Genomic DNA, 15,935 nt, shown 5'->3' with positions numbered 1-15,935 from the left:
ATCCCTCGGAGATTCGAATGTCATTGCTTAGCAAGAAAGCCGTCGTCCTGTTGCTGGCGGCGGCGGCCGGTTTCGGCGCCCTGAATGCTCAGGCAGCCAAGGCCAAAGAGAAGGCTGTCACCGAGAAAGTCTCGATGCTCGACGGCAAGTTCAGTTTTGTCCTGCCCAAAGGCTTTGTCGGCGACCCGCTGCCGGCCGGCCCGACCGGTGCCAAGGGCACGATGTTCACCAACGACGCGACCAAGACGGTGGTCATCACCGCCGAAAACCAGATTCCCGAAAGCAACAACGTCAAGGATAACGACAGCGCGTTCCTCGACGGCACCGTGTCCGACTTCATCGACGCCCAGCGCAAGGCCCTGCCGGACTTCAACAAACTCAGCGAGAAAAGCCTGACCCAGAAAGGCAACGGCCTCGGCCTGCGCCAGGTGGACAGCACCGCGACCCAAGGCGGTGGCCAGACCCTCAACACCACGCTGATCGCAGGCTCCGGCACGCACATGGCGCTGGTCCAGGTGATTTCCCGGGCCAGCGACAAGAGCGGTCACGATGCCCTGGTGAAAACCATCCTCAAGGAAAAGTGATGCTCAGGGATTGAGTTGCTGCAACCAGTCGTTCAAATCCCGAAGCTCGGCCGCGCTGATGCTGTGGCCGACGCCGGGATAGGCATGAAATTGCGGTTTGTATTCCAGCTTTTCCAACAGATCTTTGGCGGCCGTGGCGCCACTGTAAGGCACGCGGTCATCCGCCGTGCCATGGCCGATGAAGATCGCCAACGGCGGATGCTGTTGCGCTGACTTCAGCTCACCCTTGAGCACCGGCAACACCCGCCCGCTCAATGCGGCGATGCCACCGACCGCCGCCGGCTGCCGCAAGCCAACCTCGTAGGTCATCATCGCGCCCTGACTGAAACCGATCAGGTACACCTTGTCCGGTTGCGCGTGATATTTCTGCGCCGCCGCAGCGATAAAGGCCCGCAGCTTCTGGCTGGCATCCTTCAGATCATCGGTCTCGCCGTTGTAGGCACCGTCACCCTTCTTGCGAAACCACTGGAAACGCCCTTCCCCCAACGCCATCGGCGCCTGCACCGACAGGTAGTTGTACTGCTTGGGCAGCTGAAATTTCATGCCGATCAGGTCGGCTTCGTTACTGCCGTAGCCGTGCAGGAACACCACCAGCGGACGCTGTTCGGCATCCGGGTGAACCTGGGCCAGGTAGTTGAGCGGCAGATCGGTTTGCAGCGAGGTTTGAGCATGGACGGCGCTGGACGCCAGCAGGGTCAACAGAGCAAACACCTTCAACATAAGCTTTCCTTCACACAGTGCAGGGTTCGGGGCAGAGCCTAACACTGTGGTCCGGAAGATGGGGTCATCAGTCGTTGATCAGCTTGCCCGCCCGAATCGGCTCGCGCCCCGCCACTTTCGCCTGCCAGATGCCCGGCTGGGTGTAACGTCCACGGTCGATGGCAAAAAGCACGCCGCTGGTGCCGGCGCGTACGGTGGTCACGCGGTCCTGCAACGGATCGACCACTTCGAACAACGCATCACCGCGCTCGACCCATTCACCGGCTTCGCGCAGAAAGCTCACCACGCCGTGGTGTGGGGCAAACAGATATTCGGTGCCTTCGAACGGCATGCCTTCACAGCATTCGTCTGGCGCTTTCGGCCATTCGCCGCTGATGAAGCCCTGCTCGGCGAGGAACCCCAGAATCGCTTCGCAATTGGCCTGGGCCTGATCGACCCGGGTATCGCCCATGCTGCCCAGCTCCAGGGTGGTGGCGAGGTTGGCCGGCGGGATCGCCGCCGCCGGGAACAGCCGCGCCAGACGCAACCACGGCGTGGAGCACGACTCGTCGAACGAACTGCCGCCGGAGTCTTCGCACAACAACGCCACGCCAGCCTTCAGGCGCGCGGCCAGGGATTGCCACTGCGGCCAGTGTTGCGGCAGCGCATAAATGTGAATCGCCGCGTCGAAATCGCAGTGCAGGTCCAGTGTGATATCGGCCTCACAGGCATGGCGCAGCAACAGGCGATGCAGCGCTTCCAGTTGCGAAGCCGGGGCCGGCAGTTCGTCGAGTACCAGGCCCATGGTCTGGCGGATCAACGCGATGTTGGCCTCGGCATTGCTGCCAAGCTGGTCGCCGATGCGTGCCGCTACCGGGGTACTGAGTTCGACGAAGGCGCGGTTGAAGTTCTTGCCGCTCGCCAGTTCGAAACGGCCCATGTGACTGCCTTGCAGGTGTTGATCGAGACCGATCGGGTTGGCCACCGGCACCAGTTCAATCACGCCTTGCAACTGACCGTTGCTTTCCAGCTCGGCCAAGCGTTTTTTCAGTTCCCACGCGGTGCGCATGCCCGGCAGTTCATCGGCGTGCAGGCTGGCCTGGATGTAGACCTTGCGCGGGCCGGCGCCGTAACGGAAGACGCTGAGGGAACGTTCGCTGCCCAGGTGGCTCCAGGGCAGAACATAATCGATGCGTTGCATGGGGGAACTCCGGAAATTCTGTAGTCGCTGCCAGACAGCGACTGCATTGAAAATGTGCTGACAGGATAAATCACAGGCGAAAAAAAAGTGGCCACCGCGTCAACGGGGCCACTTTTTTCTACGGCGTATTAATGGCCGTACACGTCAAAGTCGAAGTACTTGTCCTGCACTTGCTTGTACTTGCCGTTGGCGCGGATTTCGTTGATGGCGGTGTTGAATTTCTCTGCCAGCTCGGTATCTCCTTTACGCACGGCAATACCGGCGCCACCGCCGAAGTATTTGGCGTCTTCGTAGGTCGGGCCAACGAATTCGAAGCCTTTGCCGGCGTCGGTTTTCAGGAAACCGTCGCTCAGGTTGACCGAGTCGGCCAGCATCGCGTCGATACGACCGGACACCATGTCCAGGTTGGCTTCCTGCTGCGAGCCGTAACGCACCAGTTCGATCCCGGCCGGTACCAGCACTTCGGTGGCGTAGCGGTCGTGGGTACTGGCGCGCAGCACGCCGACTTTCTTGCCTTTGAGCTCGACCAGCGGGTCTTTCACGCCGGAGCCTGCCTTCATCACGAAGCGCGCCGGGGTGTGGTAGTACTTGATGGTGAAATCGACGTTTTTCTTGCGGTCGTCAGTGATGGTCATCGAGGACAGAATCGCGTCGATCTTCTTCACTTTCAGCGCCGGGATCAGGCCGTCGAACTCTTGCTCGACCCAGGTGCATTTGACTTTCATCTGCTCACACAGCGCATCACCGATGTCCACGTCGAAACCGGCCAGTTTGCCGTCAGGGGTTTTCATCGAGAATGGCGGGTAACCGGCTTCGATACCGATACGGATCGGTTTGGCGTCTTCGGCCACGGCGGTCAGGGACAACATCGACAGTGCCAGGGCACCGAACATAACCAGCTTTTTCATTTATTACTCCCGTGTGCGGAGGCTTTTATTGGCAGCTTTCGATTGTCAGGTTCGGCCTTGGGCTATGGAGCGCAAAGAAACCGAAGTGGCCGGCAGTCTATGGCGGCGCGCACGGGGCAAATTGTGTTTAAGCGACAAATACTTACAGAAAATCGGCGAGTGCCATCACGTAGGAAAAGTGTGCGCCAGAGCGGTGCAAGGGTTGTAGGACAAAGCCGTTAAAAGTTGCCGCCGAGGGCGGCAACGCACTGAATATCAGCAATCACAGGCAATCGGATGGGTCGCGGCTTGCGATGCCGCGACACTCAACTCGAAGCCCTCATCGAGCCAGCCGGTCACCCCGCCGATCATCTCCTTGACCGGATAACCCAGCGCCGCCAGTTTCACTGCGGCCTTGTTGGCGCCGTTGCAGTGGGGACCCGCGCAATACACCACGAAAAGTGTATTTTTCGAGTAATCCGCCAACCCTTCCGCCGTCAGCAAACGCCCGGGAATGTTAATTGCCCCTGGCACATGGCCGCGCTCGAAGGCCAGCGGCCCGCGCACGTCCACCAGAACGAAGTCGACCTCACCGGCCTCTTGGCTGTTGAAGACGTCGGAACAATCGGTTTCGAAGGTCAGACGGTTGCTGAAGTGCATCAGGGCAATCGCCGACGGAGCGGCAGGAATTTCGCGAACCAGGCTGGGCATGTTGTGTTGCTCCTACGTCTGTGAAGGGATGAACAGACTTTATCGGGCCGCCGCTTGCCGCTACAGTGGCGCACAAGACACTCACCGGGAAGTTTCCGCCAAATGCCTGATTCACCTGGACTGGTCGCGATTCTGGCCTATGACGGCCTCTGCACATTCGAGTTCGGCATCGCCGTGGAGATCTTCGGCCTCGCCCGGCCGGAGTTCGAATTCCCGTGGTACGAACACTGTATCGCGGCGGTCGATCAAGGCCCGATGCGCGCCATGGGCGGGATTCAGGTGCTGGCCGATGGCGGTCTGGAGCTGCTGGCGCAGGCGCGCACCATCATCATTCCCGGTTGGCGCGACCGCAGCGCGCCGGTGCCGGAGGCATTGCTTGAAGCATTGCGTGATGCCCATTCGCGTGGCGCCCGGTTGCTGTCGATCTGCTCGGGCGTGTTTGTTTTGGCAGCCAGCGGGCTGCTCGACGGGCATGGCGCCACCACCCATTGGCGCTACACCTCGGAGTTGGCCGAGCGCTTCCCGGCCATCGATGTCGACCCGGATGTGCTTTACGTCGATTCCGGCCAGTTGATCACTTCGGCCGGCAGTGCGGCGGGGATCGACGCCTGCCTGCATCTGGTGGCACGGGACTTCGGCACTCAGGTGGCCAACTCGGTGGCGCGGCGGCTGGTGATGTCGCCGCAACGCACCGGCGGTCAGGCGCAATTCATTCCGACACCGGTCAGCCCGACCCCGCGCAGTGATTTGTCGCGGGTCATGCAATGGGCCCGCGAGCGCTTGCATGAACCACTGGAAGTGCGCGACCTGGCCAGCGAAGCGGCAATGAGCGAACGCACCTTCCTGCGCAAATTTACCGAAGCCAGCGGCCAGTCACCCAAGGCCTGGCTGCAGCACGAGCGTCTGGCCCGGGCCCGGGAGTTGCTGGAAAGCACACCGCAGAACACCGAGCAGATCGCCCAGCGCTGCGGTTATCGTTCGGTGGAAAGCTTTCGCGTGGCGTTTCGCAGCGTGGTCGGGTTGCCACCATCGGTGTATCGCGAGCGTTTTGGTCGCGAGGTCAAGGCTTGCGCAACAGATAAGTGTCCATGATCCAGCCATGCTCGGCCCGCGCCGCCTTGCGCACCCGCTCGATTTCATCGGCGACATCACTGAGCTTGCCGCTGATCAGGATCTCATCCGGCGTGCCGAGGTAGGCCCCCCAGTAAATCTCGGTTTCCTGATTCGCCACCCGATGGTAGGAATCTTCGGCATCGAGCATCACCACCAGACTGTCGGTATCACTCACCTGCCCCGCCCCCAGGCGTCGGCCGGTGGTGATTTCAATCGAGTGGCCGATGGTGTTCAGCGGCACCTTGTGCTGCGCCGCCAGGGCCTGAACGCTGGTGATGCCGGGGATCACGTCGAATTCGAACGCGCATCGCCCTGAGGCCAGAATCGCCTGAAGGATGCGAATCGTACTGTCGTACAGCGCCGGATCGCCCCACACCAGAAAACCGCCGCACTGCCCGTCGGCCAATTCGTCATTGATCAGGCGTTCGAAAGTTTGCTGCTTGGCGCGGTTCAGATCATCGACGCTGGCGTTGTAGTCCACATCGCCACGCTCGCGCTCCGGGCTGTGGGCTTCGGCGAAACGGTAGGTACGATCGGTGATGTAGCGCTCACAGATTTCGCGACGCAGGTCGATCAACTTGTCCTTGCTCTGGCCCTTGTCCATCAGGAAAAACACGTCGACCTGATTGAGCGCCTTCACCGCCTGCATCGTGATGTAGTCGGGGTTGCCGGCGCCAATGCCGATGACCAGCAATCGCTTCATGTGCGGATTCCTTCAAGATCGATTCCGGGCAAGCGTAGCCGCCAGCGCCCGAAGAAACTCAACTCGACCACCGCCAACGGCTCGACATCGATGCTGTGGAAGGCCTGGCCCTGCATGACCTGCATCAGCGCCGCCCGAATGATGAACGGATGCGTGACGGCCACGACATGACCCGGCGTGGTTTGCAGGGTTGCCAGCCATGCAGCCACCCGTTCACCGAGTTGTGCCACCGACTCTCCGCCATGGGGCGCGGCGGCGGGATCTTCGAGCCAGGCTTGCAGCGCTTCGGGCTCATTGCGCTGCAGGTCCTTGATCGCTTGCCCCTGCCAACGCCCCCAATCGCAATCGCGCAAGGCCTCATCAACCTGCGCATCATCACCGAACCATTGAGCAGTTTGACGCGTGCGCAATTCCGGGCCGCAGATCAAACGACGCGGTAACCCGAACCGAGCAGCCAGCGAGTCAGACGCTACAGCGCTTTCTTCAACAGCTTCGTTCGTAGGAAAACGCGCCAATTTCTGTGAGACGGTTCTGGCGTGGCAAATCAAGGTCAAACGGGTGGCTTGCACAATGAGTCACTCAGTCAGAAGGTAAAAAAACACCCGGCGAAGTGCCGACAGGGCAGCAATTGTGCCGTAAACCGGAGGGTTCAGGGCAACACCATTCAATTGACCACCCTCAACAAAGCGGCAATGTCTGACGCGACAATGGGCAATGGACTACACGAACGATCGACAGACGTGTAGCCCTTGCTACACGGGCATCTCGCCCCATTTTGGGGCTGCACGGACGCTGCGGAAAATTCACTAGACATGTAACGTCAGTTACATAAATACTGTTTTAACGGATTGTGAAGCGAATCCAACACCCCATCCAGCAGGAGCCCGGATGCCCCCTCTCAGAGACCTGATTACTGATCCCGGCCTGGACCTTACGCCATCAGAGCGCAAAGTCGTCCGGGCCTTGCTCGATCAGTACCCGCGCAACGGGCTAGGCCCGATGGCGCGGCTGGCCGAGCACGCCGGCGTCAGCGATCCGACCATCGTGCGTCTGGTAAAAAAACTCGGTTTTGGCGGTTACGCCGAATTTCAGGACGCGCTGCTCAGTGACATGGACCATCGCCTGCGCTCGCCACGCACGCTGTTGCAACCCCGCTCGAACCTGAACCAGGACGACGCCTGGAGCCATTATCTGGCCCACAGCCACAACCTGCTGGCGGAAACCCAGGCCCTGACCCAACCCGAAGACGTGCGGATTCTCGCGCAATGGCTGCTCGACACGCGCCATCAGGTCTACTGCTTCGGTGGGCGCTTCAGCAGCCTGATGGCCACCTATCTGCTCAATCACTTGCGTCTGCTGCGCCCCGGCTGTTTCGCGCTGGAGGACAACGCGCAACTGCCGGATCGTCTGTTCGACCTGCAACGCCAGGACGTGGTGCTGGTGTTCGACTATCGCCGCTACCAGACCCAGGCCCTGCGCGTGGCCACTGCGGCCAAGAACAACAATGCTCGCGTCGTGCTGTTCACCGACATCTACGCCTCGCCGCTGCGCGAACTGGCGGACATGATCATCAGCGCCCCGGTGGAATCGGCTTCGCCGTTCGACACCATGGTCCCGGCGCTGGCTCAGGTCGAAGCGCTGATTGCTTGCCTGACCCTGCGCAGCCCGGACCTGGCCGATCGCCTGGAAGGCATCGATGCCCTGCGCAACGACTTCGACACCCACTTGCTGGAGGATAAATAAGGATGTTCAGCCTTCCCCACCGCTCGCCGCGGGACCTGCCGTTTGTCACCGACCACACCGCGCTGTTGCTGGTGGACATGCAGCGTGCCTGGCTCGAACCGCAGTTTGACCCGCACCTCGAAGGCCCGGACGCCGCGTACTTCCTCAATCGCACACGCTCGCAAGTGGTGCCCAATCAGGTCCGTCTGCTCAACGCCTTCCGCGACGCACGGCAGAATGTGCTGCACACCCTGATCGAAAGCCTGACAGCCGACGGCCGCGACCGCTCGCTGGATCACAAACTGTCGGACATGCACCTGCCCAAGGGCAGCCCGCAGGCACAGGTCATCGCTGAATTGACCCCGGCAGAAAACGAAATCGTGCTGCCGAAGACCTCCTCCGGGGTCTTCAACTCGACCAACATCGACTACGTGCTGCGCAACCTCGAAACCCGCCACCTGATCATCGCCGGCATCGTCACCGACCAATGCGTGGACATGGCCGTGCGCGACGCTGCCGACCGGGGTTATCTGGTGACTCTGGTGGCGGACGCCTGCGCGACTTACACCGAGGCACGCCACGACGCCTGCCTGAACGCGATCAAGGGCTATTGCTGGATCACCGACACCGACACCGTCCTTGGTCGTCTGCGGGAGATGCAGCCATGAGCGAACGCCTGTCGCCGCTGCCGATGACCACCATCGTCACAACCGACCTGATCGGCATCACCCGGGGCCGCTCGTTTCCCACCGATGAGCTGGAACACTATCAAGCGGCCGGCTGCGGCTGGGTGCCGGCCAACAGTGCGCTGACGCCGCAGGACATCATCGCCTCGACCAACCCGTGGGGCGCCTATGGCGATCTGCGGCTGATTCCCGACCTCGCCAGCCGCGTCACCGTCGGCAACGGCCCGGACGCCGCCGCCCCGGCGCTGGATTTCATCCACGGCGACATCCGCGAAACCGACGGCCGCCCGTGGGGCGCCTGCCCGCGCACACTGCTGAGCGATGAAATCGAGCGTTATCGCGATCAGCTCGGGCTGCAGGTCAACGCCGCGTTCGAGCACGAATTCAATCTGCACGCCGGTTTTGCCGAACACCTGGCGTTCTCCCTCGAGTCCCAGCGCCAGGGCGCGGAATTCGGTGGCTGGCTGCTGAGTGCGTTGCGCGCCGGTGGTGTCGAACCGGAAATGTTCCTGCCCGAATACGGCAAGCATCAATACGAAATCACCTGCCGCCCGACCCTCGGCGTGGCGGCGGCAGATCGCGCCGTAAACGTGCGCGAGATCACCCGCGAAATCGCCCGGCAGATGGGCCTGGATCTGAGCTTTGCGCCGAAGACCGCCGCCAATGCGGTGTGTAACGGCGTGCATCTGCACGTCAGCCTGCTGGATCTGGCCGGGCAGCCGATGTTGTACGACGCCGGCACCAGCAATGGCTTGTCGACCCTCGGCCAGCACTGGGCGGCGGGCGTGCTGCATTACTTGCCGGCGCTGTGTGCGTTCACCGCGCCGACCCCGGTGTCGTACGAGCGTTTGCAGCCGCACCACTGGAGCGCGTCCTACGCCTGTCTGGGCCAGCAGAACCGCGAAGCGGCGCTGCGCATCTGCCCGACCGTGAGCCTGGGCAACAAACCCGTGGCGAAACAATACAACCTGGAATTCCGCGCCATGGACGCCACTGCCTCGCCGCACCTGGCGATGGCTGCGCTGCTGATCGCCGGACGCCTGGGCATCGAACAGCGTCTGGCGCTGAACGCAATCACCGATGAAATCCCCGATGCACTCAACGACGAACAACGCGAGGCGCGGGGCATCGTTGCCCTGCCCGCCTCTTTGGCTCAGGCACTGGATTGCCTGCGTCGCAGCGAAGCGCTGATGGCAGCGCTGCCGGCACCGTTGCTCGACACGTATTTCGCCCTTAAAACCGAGGAACTGGCGCTGACGGAACAGCTCTCGCCCGCTGACCTGTGTGAGCACTATGCACGCCTGTACTGAATCCGCCGAGCTTGGGTTGTACACCCGACCGGTCTACAACCTGACCCGTGAAGATTCGACGCACCCGCTGATTCTGGTGTGCGAACACGCCAGCCGCTACATCCCCGATGCCCTGAACAATCTGGGCCTGGATGACACGGCTGCGCGTGAACATATTGCCTGGGACATCGGTGCACTGGAGCTGGCCGAGCAACTCTCGGAAAAGATCGGCGCCACACTGCTGAGCGCCAATTATTCGCGACTGCTGATCGACCTCAACCGGCCCCGCCACGCACCGGACAGCATTCCGGCGCAGAGCGAAATCTACCAGGTGCCGGGCAATCGCGAGCTCGACGAAGCGACCCGCGAATACCGTCGCCAGTGCCTGTTCAAGCCGTTTCATACACGGCTGCAACAACTGATCGACGAGCGTCTGGCCGAAGGCCGGCCGGTGCGGGTGGTGGGGATTCACAGTTTCACCCCGGTTTATTACGGCCAGCCGCGTGAGCTGGAAGTCGGCGTTCTGTTCGGTCAGGCCAAGGCATACGCCCAGCGCCTGCTCGACGGGCTCGGTCAGCATCCGCTGAAAGTCGCCGGCAACCAGCCCTACAAAATCGACCCGCTGGGCGACATGACCGTGCCGGTGCACGGCGATGCCCGAGGCCTCGAATCGGTATTGATCGAGGTGCGCAACGACCTGCTGCGCAGCCCGGAAGCGGTTTCCCGCTGGGCAAATTATCTGGCTCCACTGCTTTGAAGATTGCTGTAAACGCTGCTGACGCTGTAAACGACGGACCGACATAACAACTAAAACGAACGATTGGCTGACAAGGAGTTGCGCTTCATGGAAATAGAAGAGTTCGGCTACAAACAAGAGTTGAAACGTAGCCTGACACTGACCGACCTGGTGGTGTACGGGATGATCTTCATGATCCCGATCGCCCCGTTCGGCGTGTATGGCTACGTCAACGCCGAGGCACCGGGGATGGTGCCTCTGGCGTACATCATCGGCATGGTGGCAATGGTTTTCACCGCGCTGAGCTACGGCAGCATGGCCCGGGCCTTTCCGATCGCCGGCTCGGTTTATTCCTACGCACAACGGGGCCTGAATCAACACGTCGGTTTCCTTGCCGGCTGGCTGATGCTGCTCGACTACCTGCTGATTCCGCCGCTGCTTTACGTCTACGCGGCGATGGCGCTCAATCATTTGTACCCGGACATCCCGAAGGTCGGCTTCATCCTGGCATTCCTCGTCAGCGCGACCTTCGTCAACCTGCGCGGCATTACTTTCACCGCCCGGATGAACATACTGTTCCTGCTGGCGCAGCTCGTTGTGTTGGGGATTTTCCTGTTCTACGCCTGGAACGCCCTGCACAACGGCGGCGGCAACGGCCAGTTGACCCTGGCGCCGCTGTATCACCCGGAAACCTTCAATTTCGCCCTGCTGATGCAAGCCGTGTCGATTGCGGTGCTGTCGTTCCTCGGTTTCGATGCGATCTCCACGCTTGCCGAAGAGATCAAGGGCGATCCCGGCCGCAGCGTCGGCAAAGCAGCGTTGATTACCCTGGTGGTGATGGGTGCGATTTTCGTCGTGCAGACCTGGATCGCTACCGATCTGGCCGCCGGCATGGGCTTCAAGTCCGCCGACACCGCGTTCTATGAAATCGCCGAAATCGCCGCCGGCAGCTGGCTCGCGACCCTGACCGGCGTGGCCACGGCCCTGGCCTGGGGCGTGGCGGTGGCGATCACTTCGCAAGCGGCGGTGTCGCGTCTGCTGTTCGGCATGGCCCGCGACGGCAAGCTGCCGAAAGTGCTGGCCAAGGTTCACCCGAAACACAACACGCCGTACCTGAGCATTTATCTGGTGGCCGTGCTGTCGCTGGTGATCTGCTACCTGTTCATCAACTCGGCGGACACCCTGACCTCGCTGGTCAACTTCGGCGCCTTGAGCGGCTTCATGCTGCTGCACCTGACCGTAATCAATTACTACTGGCGCCGGCAGAAGTCCGGCCAGGTGATCCGTCACCTGATCTGCCCGGTGATCGGCTTCGGCATCGTCGCGGCCATCATGTACAACATGGGCGTCGATGCGCAGAAACTCGGCCTGATCTGGATCGCCCTGGGTCTGGTGTACCTGTTCTTCCTGAACAAGCTCGGCGCCAGTACCGCGCTGCCTGACCCGAGCAATGGCTGACAAGAAAAAGGGCGGCGTCTGACAACAAATCAGGCGACCGCCGCTTTAACGCGTGGAAACCGACAGTGATAGTCAGGTTCGGCGAATGTGCCGAACCTTTTGATACAGGAGTGCATCCATGCTGGTCTTACGTCCAGTCGAGCCAAACGACCTGCCTCAATTGCAACAACTGGCTCGCGACAGCCTGGTGGGCGTCACGTCCCTGCCGGATGACAGCCAGCACCTGGGCGAAAAGATCGCCGCGTCCTGCGCCTCGTTCGACACGGATGCTGCGGCCCAGGGCCCGGAGAATTACTTTTTCGTGCTGGAAGACCTGGACAGCCGTCGCCTGGTCGGCTGCTCGGAAATTCTCGCCACTGCCGGATTCAACGAACCGTTCTACAGCCTGCGCAATCGCCATTTCACCAGCGCTTCGCGGGAACTGAACATCGAACATGGCGTGCCGGCGCTTTCGCTGTGCCACGACCTGAGTGGCCACACGCTGCTACGCGGTTTTCACATCGACGCTGCGCTGGTGCGCACGCCGTTCTCGGAATTGTTGTCACGGGCGCGCCTGCTGTTCATCGCTGCCCACGCGCAACGATTTGCCGAAGCGGTGATCACCGAAATCGTTGGCTACAGCGACGCTCAAGGCCACTCGCCGTTCTGGGATGCACTGGGCAAACATTTCTTCGACCTGCCCTACGTCGAGGCCGAGCGCCTGTGCGGCTTGCAGAGCCGTACGTTTCTCGCCGAACTGATGCCGCAATACCCGATCTACGTGCCGATGCTGCCGCTGGCGGCGCAGGAGTGCATCGGCCGCATCCACCCGGATGGTCAGGAAGCGTTCGACATCCTTGAGCGCGAAGGCTTTGAAACCAACAGCTACATCGACCTGTTCGATGCCGGCCCGACCTTGTACGCGCGCACCGCCAACATCCGCTCGATCGTGCAGAGCCAGATCGCGACGGTTCAAGAGGAACCTCTGATCGACGCCCGCGGTCGTTATCTGGTGAGCAACGATGCACTGCATGGCTACAGGGCGGTGGTCGCCGAGCTGGATTACCAGCCTGGTCAACCCCTGGCACTTACGCCGGCGATATGCGCAGCGCTGAATGTCGGCGCTGGCGACACGATCCGGGTGATTACCCTGTGAATCGCGCCCTCACCCAACGACAGTGCCCGAGCAGGCGCGCAAAAGGAGTTGCAGCATGATTGTCCGTCCGGTCCAAGTCAGCGACCTGCCAGCGTTGATGACGCTGGTGCAACAGGCCGGGCCGGGGTTCACCACCCTGCCCGCCAACGAAGATCGCCTGGCCCACCGGGTACGCTGGGCGCAACGGGCGTTCGCCGAGCAGGTCGAGCGGGCCGATGCCGATTATCTGTTCGTGCTTGAAGACGACGAACAGCGAGTGGTCGGGGTCAGCGCCCTGGCCGGCGCCGTCGGCCTGCGCGAGCCCTGGTACAACTACCGGGTCGGGCTGACCGTCAGTTCGGCACCGGATCTGGGCATCCAGCGGCAGATCCCGACCCTGTTCCTCAACAATGAACTGACCGGCCAATCGGAACTGTGCTCGCTGTTCCTGCGCCACGACCAGCGCCACGGCAGCAATGGACGTCTGCTGTCGCTGGGGCGTTTGCTGTTCGTTGCCGAATTCCCGCATCTGTTCGGCGAAAAGATGATCGCCGAGCTGCGCGGCAGTGCCGACGAACAAGGCTGTTCGCCGTTCTGGGACAGTCTGGGCCGACACTTCTTCCAGATGGACTTCAGCCACGCCGACCACCTGTCCGGACTGGGCAACAAAGCGTTCATCGCCGAACTGATGCCGCGCCAGCCGCTGTACACCTGCCTGCTTACCGAACAGGCCCAGGCCGTGATCGGCCAGGCCCACCCCAACACCGAACCGGCGCTGAAGATCCTTCAGTCCGAGGGTTTCGCCCACAAAGGCTACATCGACATCTTTGACGGTGGCCCGGTGATCGAAGCACCGATCCGCAGTATCCGTACCGTTCGCGACAGTCTGGAACTGACGCTAAGCATCGGCACGCCGGACGAACAGGCGCCGCTGTGGCTGATCCACAATCGCCGTCTGGAAAACTGCCGCATCACCGTCGCTGCGGGACGCCGGGTCGGCAGCAGTCTGGTGATCGACCGCCTCACCGCCAAACGCCTGCAATTGCAGCCGGGCAACTCGGTACGGGCAGTGCCGTTGCCCAATCAACAGCAGCAGGCAGTGGCGGCCTGAGCGCCTCTGCCTGCAGCAAGAAAGCCTGAACAGGTTTTTCCTGGTTAACTTCCTCGTTAATTCGTCATGATCCTTGACCCATTGGCGTGATAGCCTTTTCACCTTCGGCGTTGACACCTTTGCTCAAGCCTTTCCATTCCTTTGTATTGGTGGAACTCGTATGACCAGGCTTTCTCATCAAGATTTGCGCCGTAACTTCCGTCAGCTGCTGGCTTCCGACACCTGCTATCACACCGCCTCGGTGTTCGATCCGATGTCCGCCCGCATCGCCGCTGACCTGGGTTTTGAAGTAGGGATTCTCGGCGGCTCGGTCGCCTCGTTGCAGGTGCTGGGCGCCCCGGACTTTGCCCTGATCACCCTCAGTGAATTCGCCGAGCAGGCCACCCGTATCGGCCGCGTCGCCCAGTTGCCGGTGATCGCCGACGCCGACCACGGCTACGGCAACGCGCTCAACGTGATGCGCACCATCGTCGAACTGGAACGCGCGGGCGTCGCCGCACTGACCATCGAAGACACCCTGCTGCCAGCACAATTCGGCCGTAAATCCACTGACCTGATCACCGTAGCCGAAGGCGTCGGCAAGATCCGCGCGGCACTGGAAGCCCGGGTCGACTCGGAAATGGCGATCATCGCCCGGACCAACGCCGGCATCCTGCCGAACCAGGAAATCATCAGCCGCACCAAGCATTACCAGGCCGCCGGCGCTGACGGTATCTGCATGGTCGGCATCCAGGACTTCGATCAGCTCGAGCAGATCGCCGAACACCTGACCGTCCCGCTGATGCTGGTGACCTACGGCAACCCGGCTCTGCGCGACGACAAACGCCTGGCCGAACTGGGTGTGCGCGTGACCATCGACGGCCACGGTGCTTACTTCGCGGCGATCAAGGCCACTTACGACAGCCTGCGCGAACAGCGCCAGATCTTCACCCAGGCCTCGGACCTGAGCGCCACTGAACTGACCCACACCTACACCCAGCCTGAGGAATACATCCTCTGGGCCAAGGAATACATGAGCGTCAAAGAGTAACCTCGCACCACGCTACAAAGAGGCAGAGCGGCCCGACGCCATCACGAGTCCACTCGCATGGCGCCCGCCGCGAAACCGCTAGAGCGCTTTCTTGTAACCTTCCTCTCGCTGCAATGCCCGCGTCTGAATCACGTTCAGAATGGCGCAGCCCTCTCGCATCAGCAGATGCACTGCGCTGGTAATGCGCGTCAGATCACAATCGGAAATGCCCTTGAGGTCGAGACTGGAAAAGGTGTCTGCCAGATCGCGCACGACCACAAAACGGTGCATCGCGCACGCGGCCATGTCGCTGAGTTCTTTTTGAGTATTGATGAAGAGCACCGGGGATTCGGCGTCGTAGGTGTCGATGGGGAGGTAGCGGGGGATTACTTGTTCTGACATTGGTGTGACTCCTGTAATTAGAGCTATCACCATTCGCGGCCAAACGAAGAGGGTGGCAGCCGTACGCGGGTTGGCCGACCGGATACAGGAACCGGCACACCCGAAGGTGTCCCACGCACAGCCGCCAAAACACAACAACTCAGGCAAACATCGCTGAATATGTTGGACAACTGTACGTTCCCGTATCGACCGGCCAAGGTCGTTCGCGAAGTTTCCGCGAGCCCGAACTATAGGTGTCGATACCGAAACGCGGCAACAGGGTACGTTGTAGGAAAGGTCTTGGAAAGTTGTGCGCCGCTCACGCTTTCCTCATTTCCCACAAAAGCCCCCTCATCCTAGCCCTCTTCCGGAGGGAGAGGGAACCGATTGGGGGATATTGGTGAGATACACCGACGTGAAAGATTTGCGCTGAATCCATAATCGACTCGGTATTTCAGGTCGATGTATGACGCAGCACACCTCGGTCGGCCCCCTCTCCCTCCGGGAGAGGGCTGGGGTGAGGGGAAAACC

17 protein-coding genes are annotated in these 15,935 nt (G+C 61.4%); 10 read left to right on the top strand and 7 right to left on the bottom strand.

Annotated features, from left to right (window positions below; all coding sequences use genetic code 11):
* The first annotated feature begins 17 nt into the window (after window positions 1–17).
* Window positions 18–584: a DcrB/PsbP domain-containing protein gene (locus tag DLD99_RS10985; protein WP_114882200.1), complete on the top strand. Its 567-nt coding sequence runs from the start codon at window positions 18–20 to the stop codon at window positions 582–584.
* 3 nt (window positions 585–587) lie between these two features.
* On the opposite strand, the gene DLD99_RS10980 is transcribed toward DLD99_RS10985, so the two are convergent.
* The 4 genes from DLD99_RS10980 to DLD99_RS10965 all read right to left on the bottom strand — a co-directional run bounded on the left by DLD99_RS10980 (window position 588) and on the right by DLD99_RS10965 (window position 4,082).
* Window positions 588–1,304, bottom strand: a complete 717-nt coding sequence (locus tag DLD99_RS10980) for an alpha/beta hydrolase (protein ID WP_114882199.1) — start codon at window positions 1,302–1,304, stop codon at window positions 588–590.
* A 67-nt stretch (window positions 1,305–1,371) separates the two neighbouring features.
* A complete protein-coding gene (locus DLD99_RS10975; RefSeq protein ID WP_114882198.1) occupies window positions 1,372–2,484 on the bottom strand; it encodes a succinylglutamate desuccinylase/aspartoacylase family protein in 1,113 nt (370 codons plus the stop codon).
* A 128-nt stretch (window positions 2,485–2,612) separates the two neighbouring features.
* Entirely contained in the window at window positions 2,613–3,392 is a 780-nt protein-coding gene (locus DLD99_RS10970) for an ABC transporter substrate-binding protein (RefSeq protein ID WP_007956251.1), read from the bottom strand.
* Between the two features lie 255 nt (window positions 3,393–3,647).
* Window positions 3,648–4,082, bottom strand: a complete 435-nt coding sequence (locus DLD99_RS10965) for a rhodanese-like domain-containing protein (RefSeq protein WP_114882197.1) — start codon at window positions 4,080–4,082, stop codon at window positions 3,648–3,650.
* 102 nt (window positions 4,083–4,184) lie between these two features.
* Here DLD99_RS10965 and ftrA point away from each other — a divergent pair, with 102 nt between their 5' ends.
* A complete protein-coding gene (gene ftrA, locus DLD99_RS10960; protein ID WP_114882196.1) occupies window positions 4,185–5,174 on the top strand; it encodes a transcriptional regulator FtrA in 990 nt (329 codons plus the stop codon).
* On the opposite strand, the gene cobF is transcribed toward ftrA, so the two are convergent.
* Complete coding sequence (gene cobF / locus DLD99_RS10955) at window positions 5,143–5,898, bottom strand: precorrin-6A synthase (deacetylating) (RefSeq protein WP_114882195.1); 756 nt, start codon at window positions 5,896–5,898, stop codon at window positions 5,143–5,145. The genes ftrA and cobF overlap by 32 nt on opposite strands.
* Window positions 5,895–6,467, bottom strand: a complete 573-nt coding sequence (locus DLD99_RS10950) for a histidine phosphatase family protein (RefSeq protein WP_114882194.1) — start codon at window positions 6,465–6,467, stop codon at window positions 5,895–5,897. The genes cobF and DLD99_RS10950 overlap by 4 nt, the downstream gene beginning before the upstream one ends.
* A 319-nt stretch (window positions 6,468–6,786) precedes the next feature.
* On the opposite strand from DLD99_RS10950, the gene DLD99_RS10945 reads away from it, so the two are divergent.
* The 8 genes from DLD99_RS10945 (at window position 6,787) to DLD99_RS10910 (ending at window position 15,044) form a co-directional block, all read left to right on the top strand.
* The gene (locus tag DLD99_RS10945) at window positions 6,787–7,641 is read left to right on the top strand and encodes a MurR/RpiR family transcriptional regulator (protein ID WP_096822903.1); all 855 of its coding nucleotides are present in this window, start codon (window positions 6,787–6,789) and stop codon (window positions 7,639–7,641) included.
* A gap of 2 nt (window positions 7,642–7,643) precedes the next feature.
* Window positions 7,644–8,288, top strand: a complete 645-nt coding sequence (locus tag DLD99_RS10940) for a cysteine hydrolase family protein (protein ID WP_114882193.1) — start codon at window positions 7,644–7,646, stop codon at window positions 8,286–8,288.
* On the top strand, window positions 8,285–9,616 hold the full coding sequence (locus DLD99_RS10935) for a type I glutamate--ammonia ligase (RefSeq protein ID WP_114882192.1): 1,332 nt from the start codon (window positions 8,285–8,287) through the stop codon (window positions 9,614–9,616). The genes DLD99_RS10940 and DLD99_RS10935 overlap by 4 nt, the downstream gene beginning before the upstream one ends.
* Window positions 9,600–10,352, top strand: coding sequence for an N-formylglutamate amidohydrolase (locus tag DLD99_RS10930; RefSeq protein WP_114882191.1), 753 nt, complete (start codon window positions 9,600–9,602; stop codon window positions 10,350–10,352). Before DLD99_RS10935 ends, DLD99_RS10930 begins: the two co-directional genes overlap by 17 nt.
* 87 nt (window positions 10,353–10,439) lie before the next feature.
* The gene (locus DLD99_RS10925) at window positions 10,440–11,789 is read left to right on the top strand and encodes an APC family permease (protein ID WP_114882190.1); all 1,350 of its coding nucleotides are present in this window, start codon (window positions 10,440–10,442) and stop codon (window positions 11,787–11,789) included.
* A 118-nt stretch (window positions 11,790–11,907) separates the two neighbouring features.
* Complete coding sequence (locus DLD99_RS10920; protein WP_114882189.1) at window positions 11,908–12,924, top strand: arginine N-succinyltransferase; 1,017 nt, start codon at window positions 11,908–11,910, stop codon at window positions 12,922–12,924.
* A 55-nt stretch (window positions 12,925–12,979) separates the two neighbouring features.
* A complete protein-coding gene (gene astA, locus DLD99_RS10915) occupies window positions 12,980–14,014 on the top strand; it encodes an arginine N-succinyltransferase (protein WP_085708718.1) in 1,035 nt (344 codons plus the stop codon).
* A 160-nt stretch (window positions 14,015–14,174) separates the two neighbouring features.
* Window positions 14,175–15,044 (top strand): isocitrate lyase/PEP mutase family protein, encoded by an 870-nt coding sequence (locus DLD99_RS10910; protein WP_085708719.1) that lies wholly within the window; start codon window positions 14,175–14,177, stop codon window positions 15,042–15,044.
* A gap of 78 nt (window positions 15,045–15,122) precedes the next feature.
* On the opposite strand, the gene DLD99_RS10905 is transcribed toward DLD99_RS10910, so the two are convergent.
* Window positions 15,123–15,425: a hypothetical protein gene (locus DLD99_RS10905; protein WP_114882188.1), complete on the bottom strand. Its 303-nt coding sequence runs from the start codon at window positions 15,423–15,425 to the stop codon at window positions 15,123–15,125.
* Between the last annotated feature and the right edge of the window lie 510 nt (window positions 15,426–15,935).

The organism is Pseudomonas kribbensis (assembly GCF_003352185.1).
GTDB classification, from domain to species: Bacteria; Pseudomonadota; Gammaproteobacteria; order Pseudomonadales; family Pseudomonadaceae; genus Aquipseudomonas; species Aquipseudomonas kribbensis.
The sequence above is the reverse complement of the archived record's forward strand: the minus strand, read 5'-3'. Positions and strand labels throughout refer to the sequence as shown.

Coding starts and splice junctions, on each gene's coding strand:
- DLD99_RS10985 (WP_114882200.1), top strand. CDS start 18: ATGTCATTGCTTAGCAAGAAAGCCGTCGTCCTGTTGCTGGCGGCGGCG.
- DLD99_RS10980 (WP_114882199.1), bottom strand. CDS start 1,304: ATGTTGAAGGTGTTTGCTCTGTTGACCCTGCTGGCGTCCAGCGCCGTC.
- DLD99_RS10975 (WP_114882198.1), bottom strand. CDS start 2,484: ATGCAACGCATCGATTATGTTCTGCCCTGGAGCCACCTGGGCAGCGAA.
- DLD99_RS10970 (WP_007956251.1), bottom strand. CDS start 3,392: ATGAAAAAGCTGGTTATGTTCGGTGCCCTGGCACTGTCGATGTTGTCC.
- DLD99_RS10965 (WP_114882197.1), bottom strand. CDS start 4,082: ATGCCCAGCCTGGTTCGCGAAATTCCTGCCGCTCCGTCGGCGATTGCC.
- ftrA (WP_114882196.1), top strand. CDS start 4,185: ATGCCTGATTCACCTGGACTGGTCGCGATTCTGGCCTATGACGGCCTC.
- cobF (WP_114882195.1), bottom strand. CDS start 5,898: ATGAAGCGATTGCTGGTCATCGGCATTGGCGCCGGCAACCCCGACTAC.
- DLD99_RS10945 (WP_096822903.1), top strand. CDS start 6,787: ATGCCCCCTCTCAGAGACCTGATTACTGATCCCGGCCTGGACCTTACG.
- DLD99_RS10940 (WP_114882193.1), top strand. CDS start 7,644: ATGTTCAGCCTTCCCCACCGCTCGCCGCGGGACCTGCCGTTTGTCACC.
- DLD99_RS10935 (WP_114882192.1), top strand. CDS start 8,285: ATGAGCGAACGCCTGTCGCCGCTGCCGATGACCACCATCGTCACAACC.
- DLD99_RS10930 (WP_114882191.1), top strand. CDS start 9,600: ATGCACGCCTGTACTGAATCCGCCGAGCTTGGGTTGTACACCCGACCG.
- DLD99_RS10925 (WP_114882190.1), top strand. CDS start 10,440: ATGGAAATAGAAGAGTTCGGCTACAAACAAGAGTTGAAACGTAGCCTG.
- DLD99_RS10920 (WP_114882189.1), top strand. CDS start 11,908: ATGCTGGTCTTACGTCCAGTCGAGCCAAACGACCTGCCTCAATTGCAA.
- astA (WP_085708718.1), top strand. CDS start 12,980: ATGATTGTCCGTCCGGTCCAAGTCAGCGACCTGCCAGCGTTGATGACG.
- DLD99_RS10910 (WP_085708719.1), top strand. CDS start 14,175: ATGACCAGGCTTTCTCATCAAGATTTGCGCCGTAACTTCCGTCAGCTG.
- DLD99_RS10905 (WP_114882188.1), bottom strand. CDS start 15,425: ATGTCAGAACAAGTAATCCCCCGCTACCTCCCCATCGACACCTACGAC.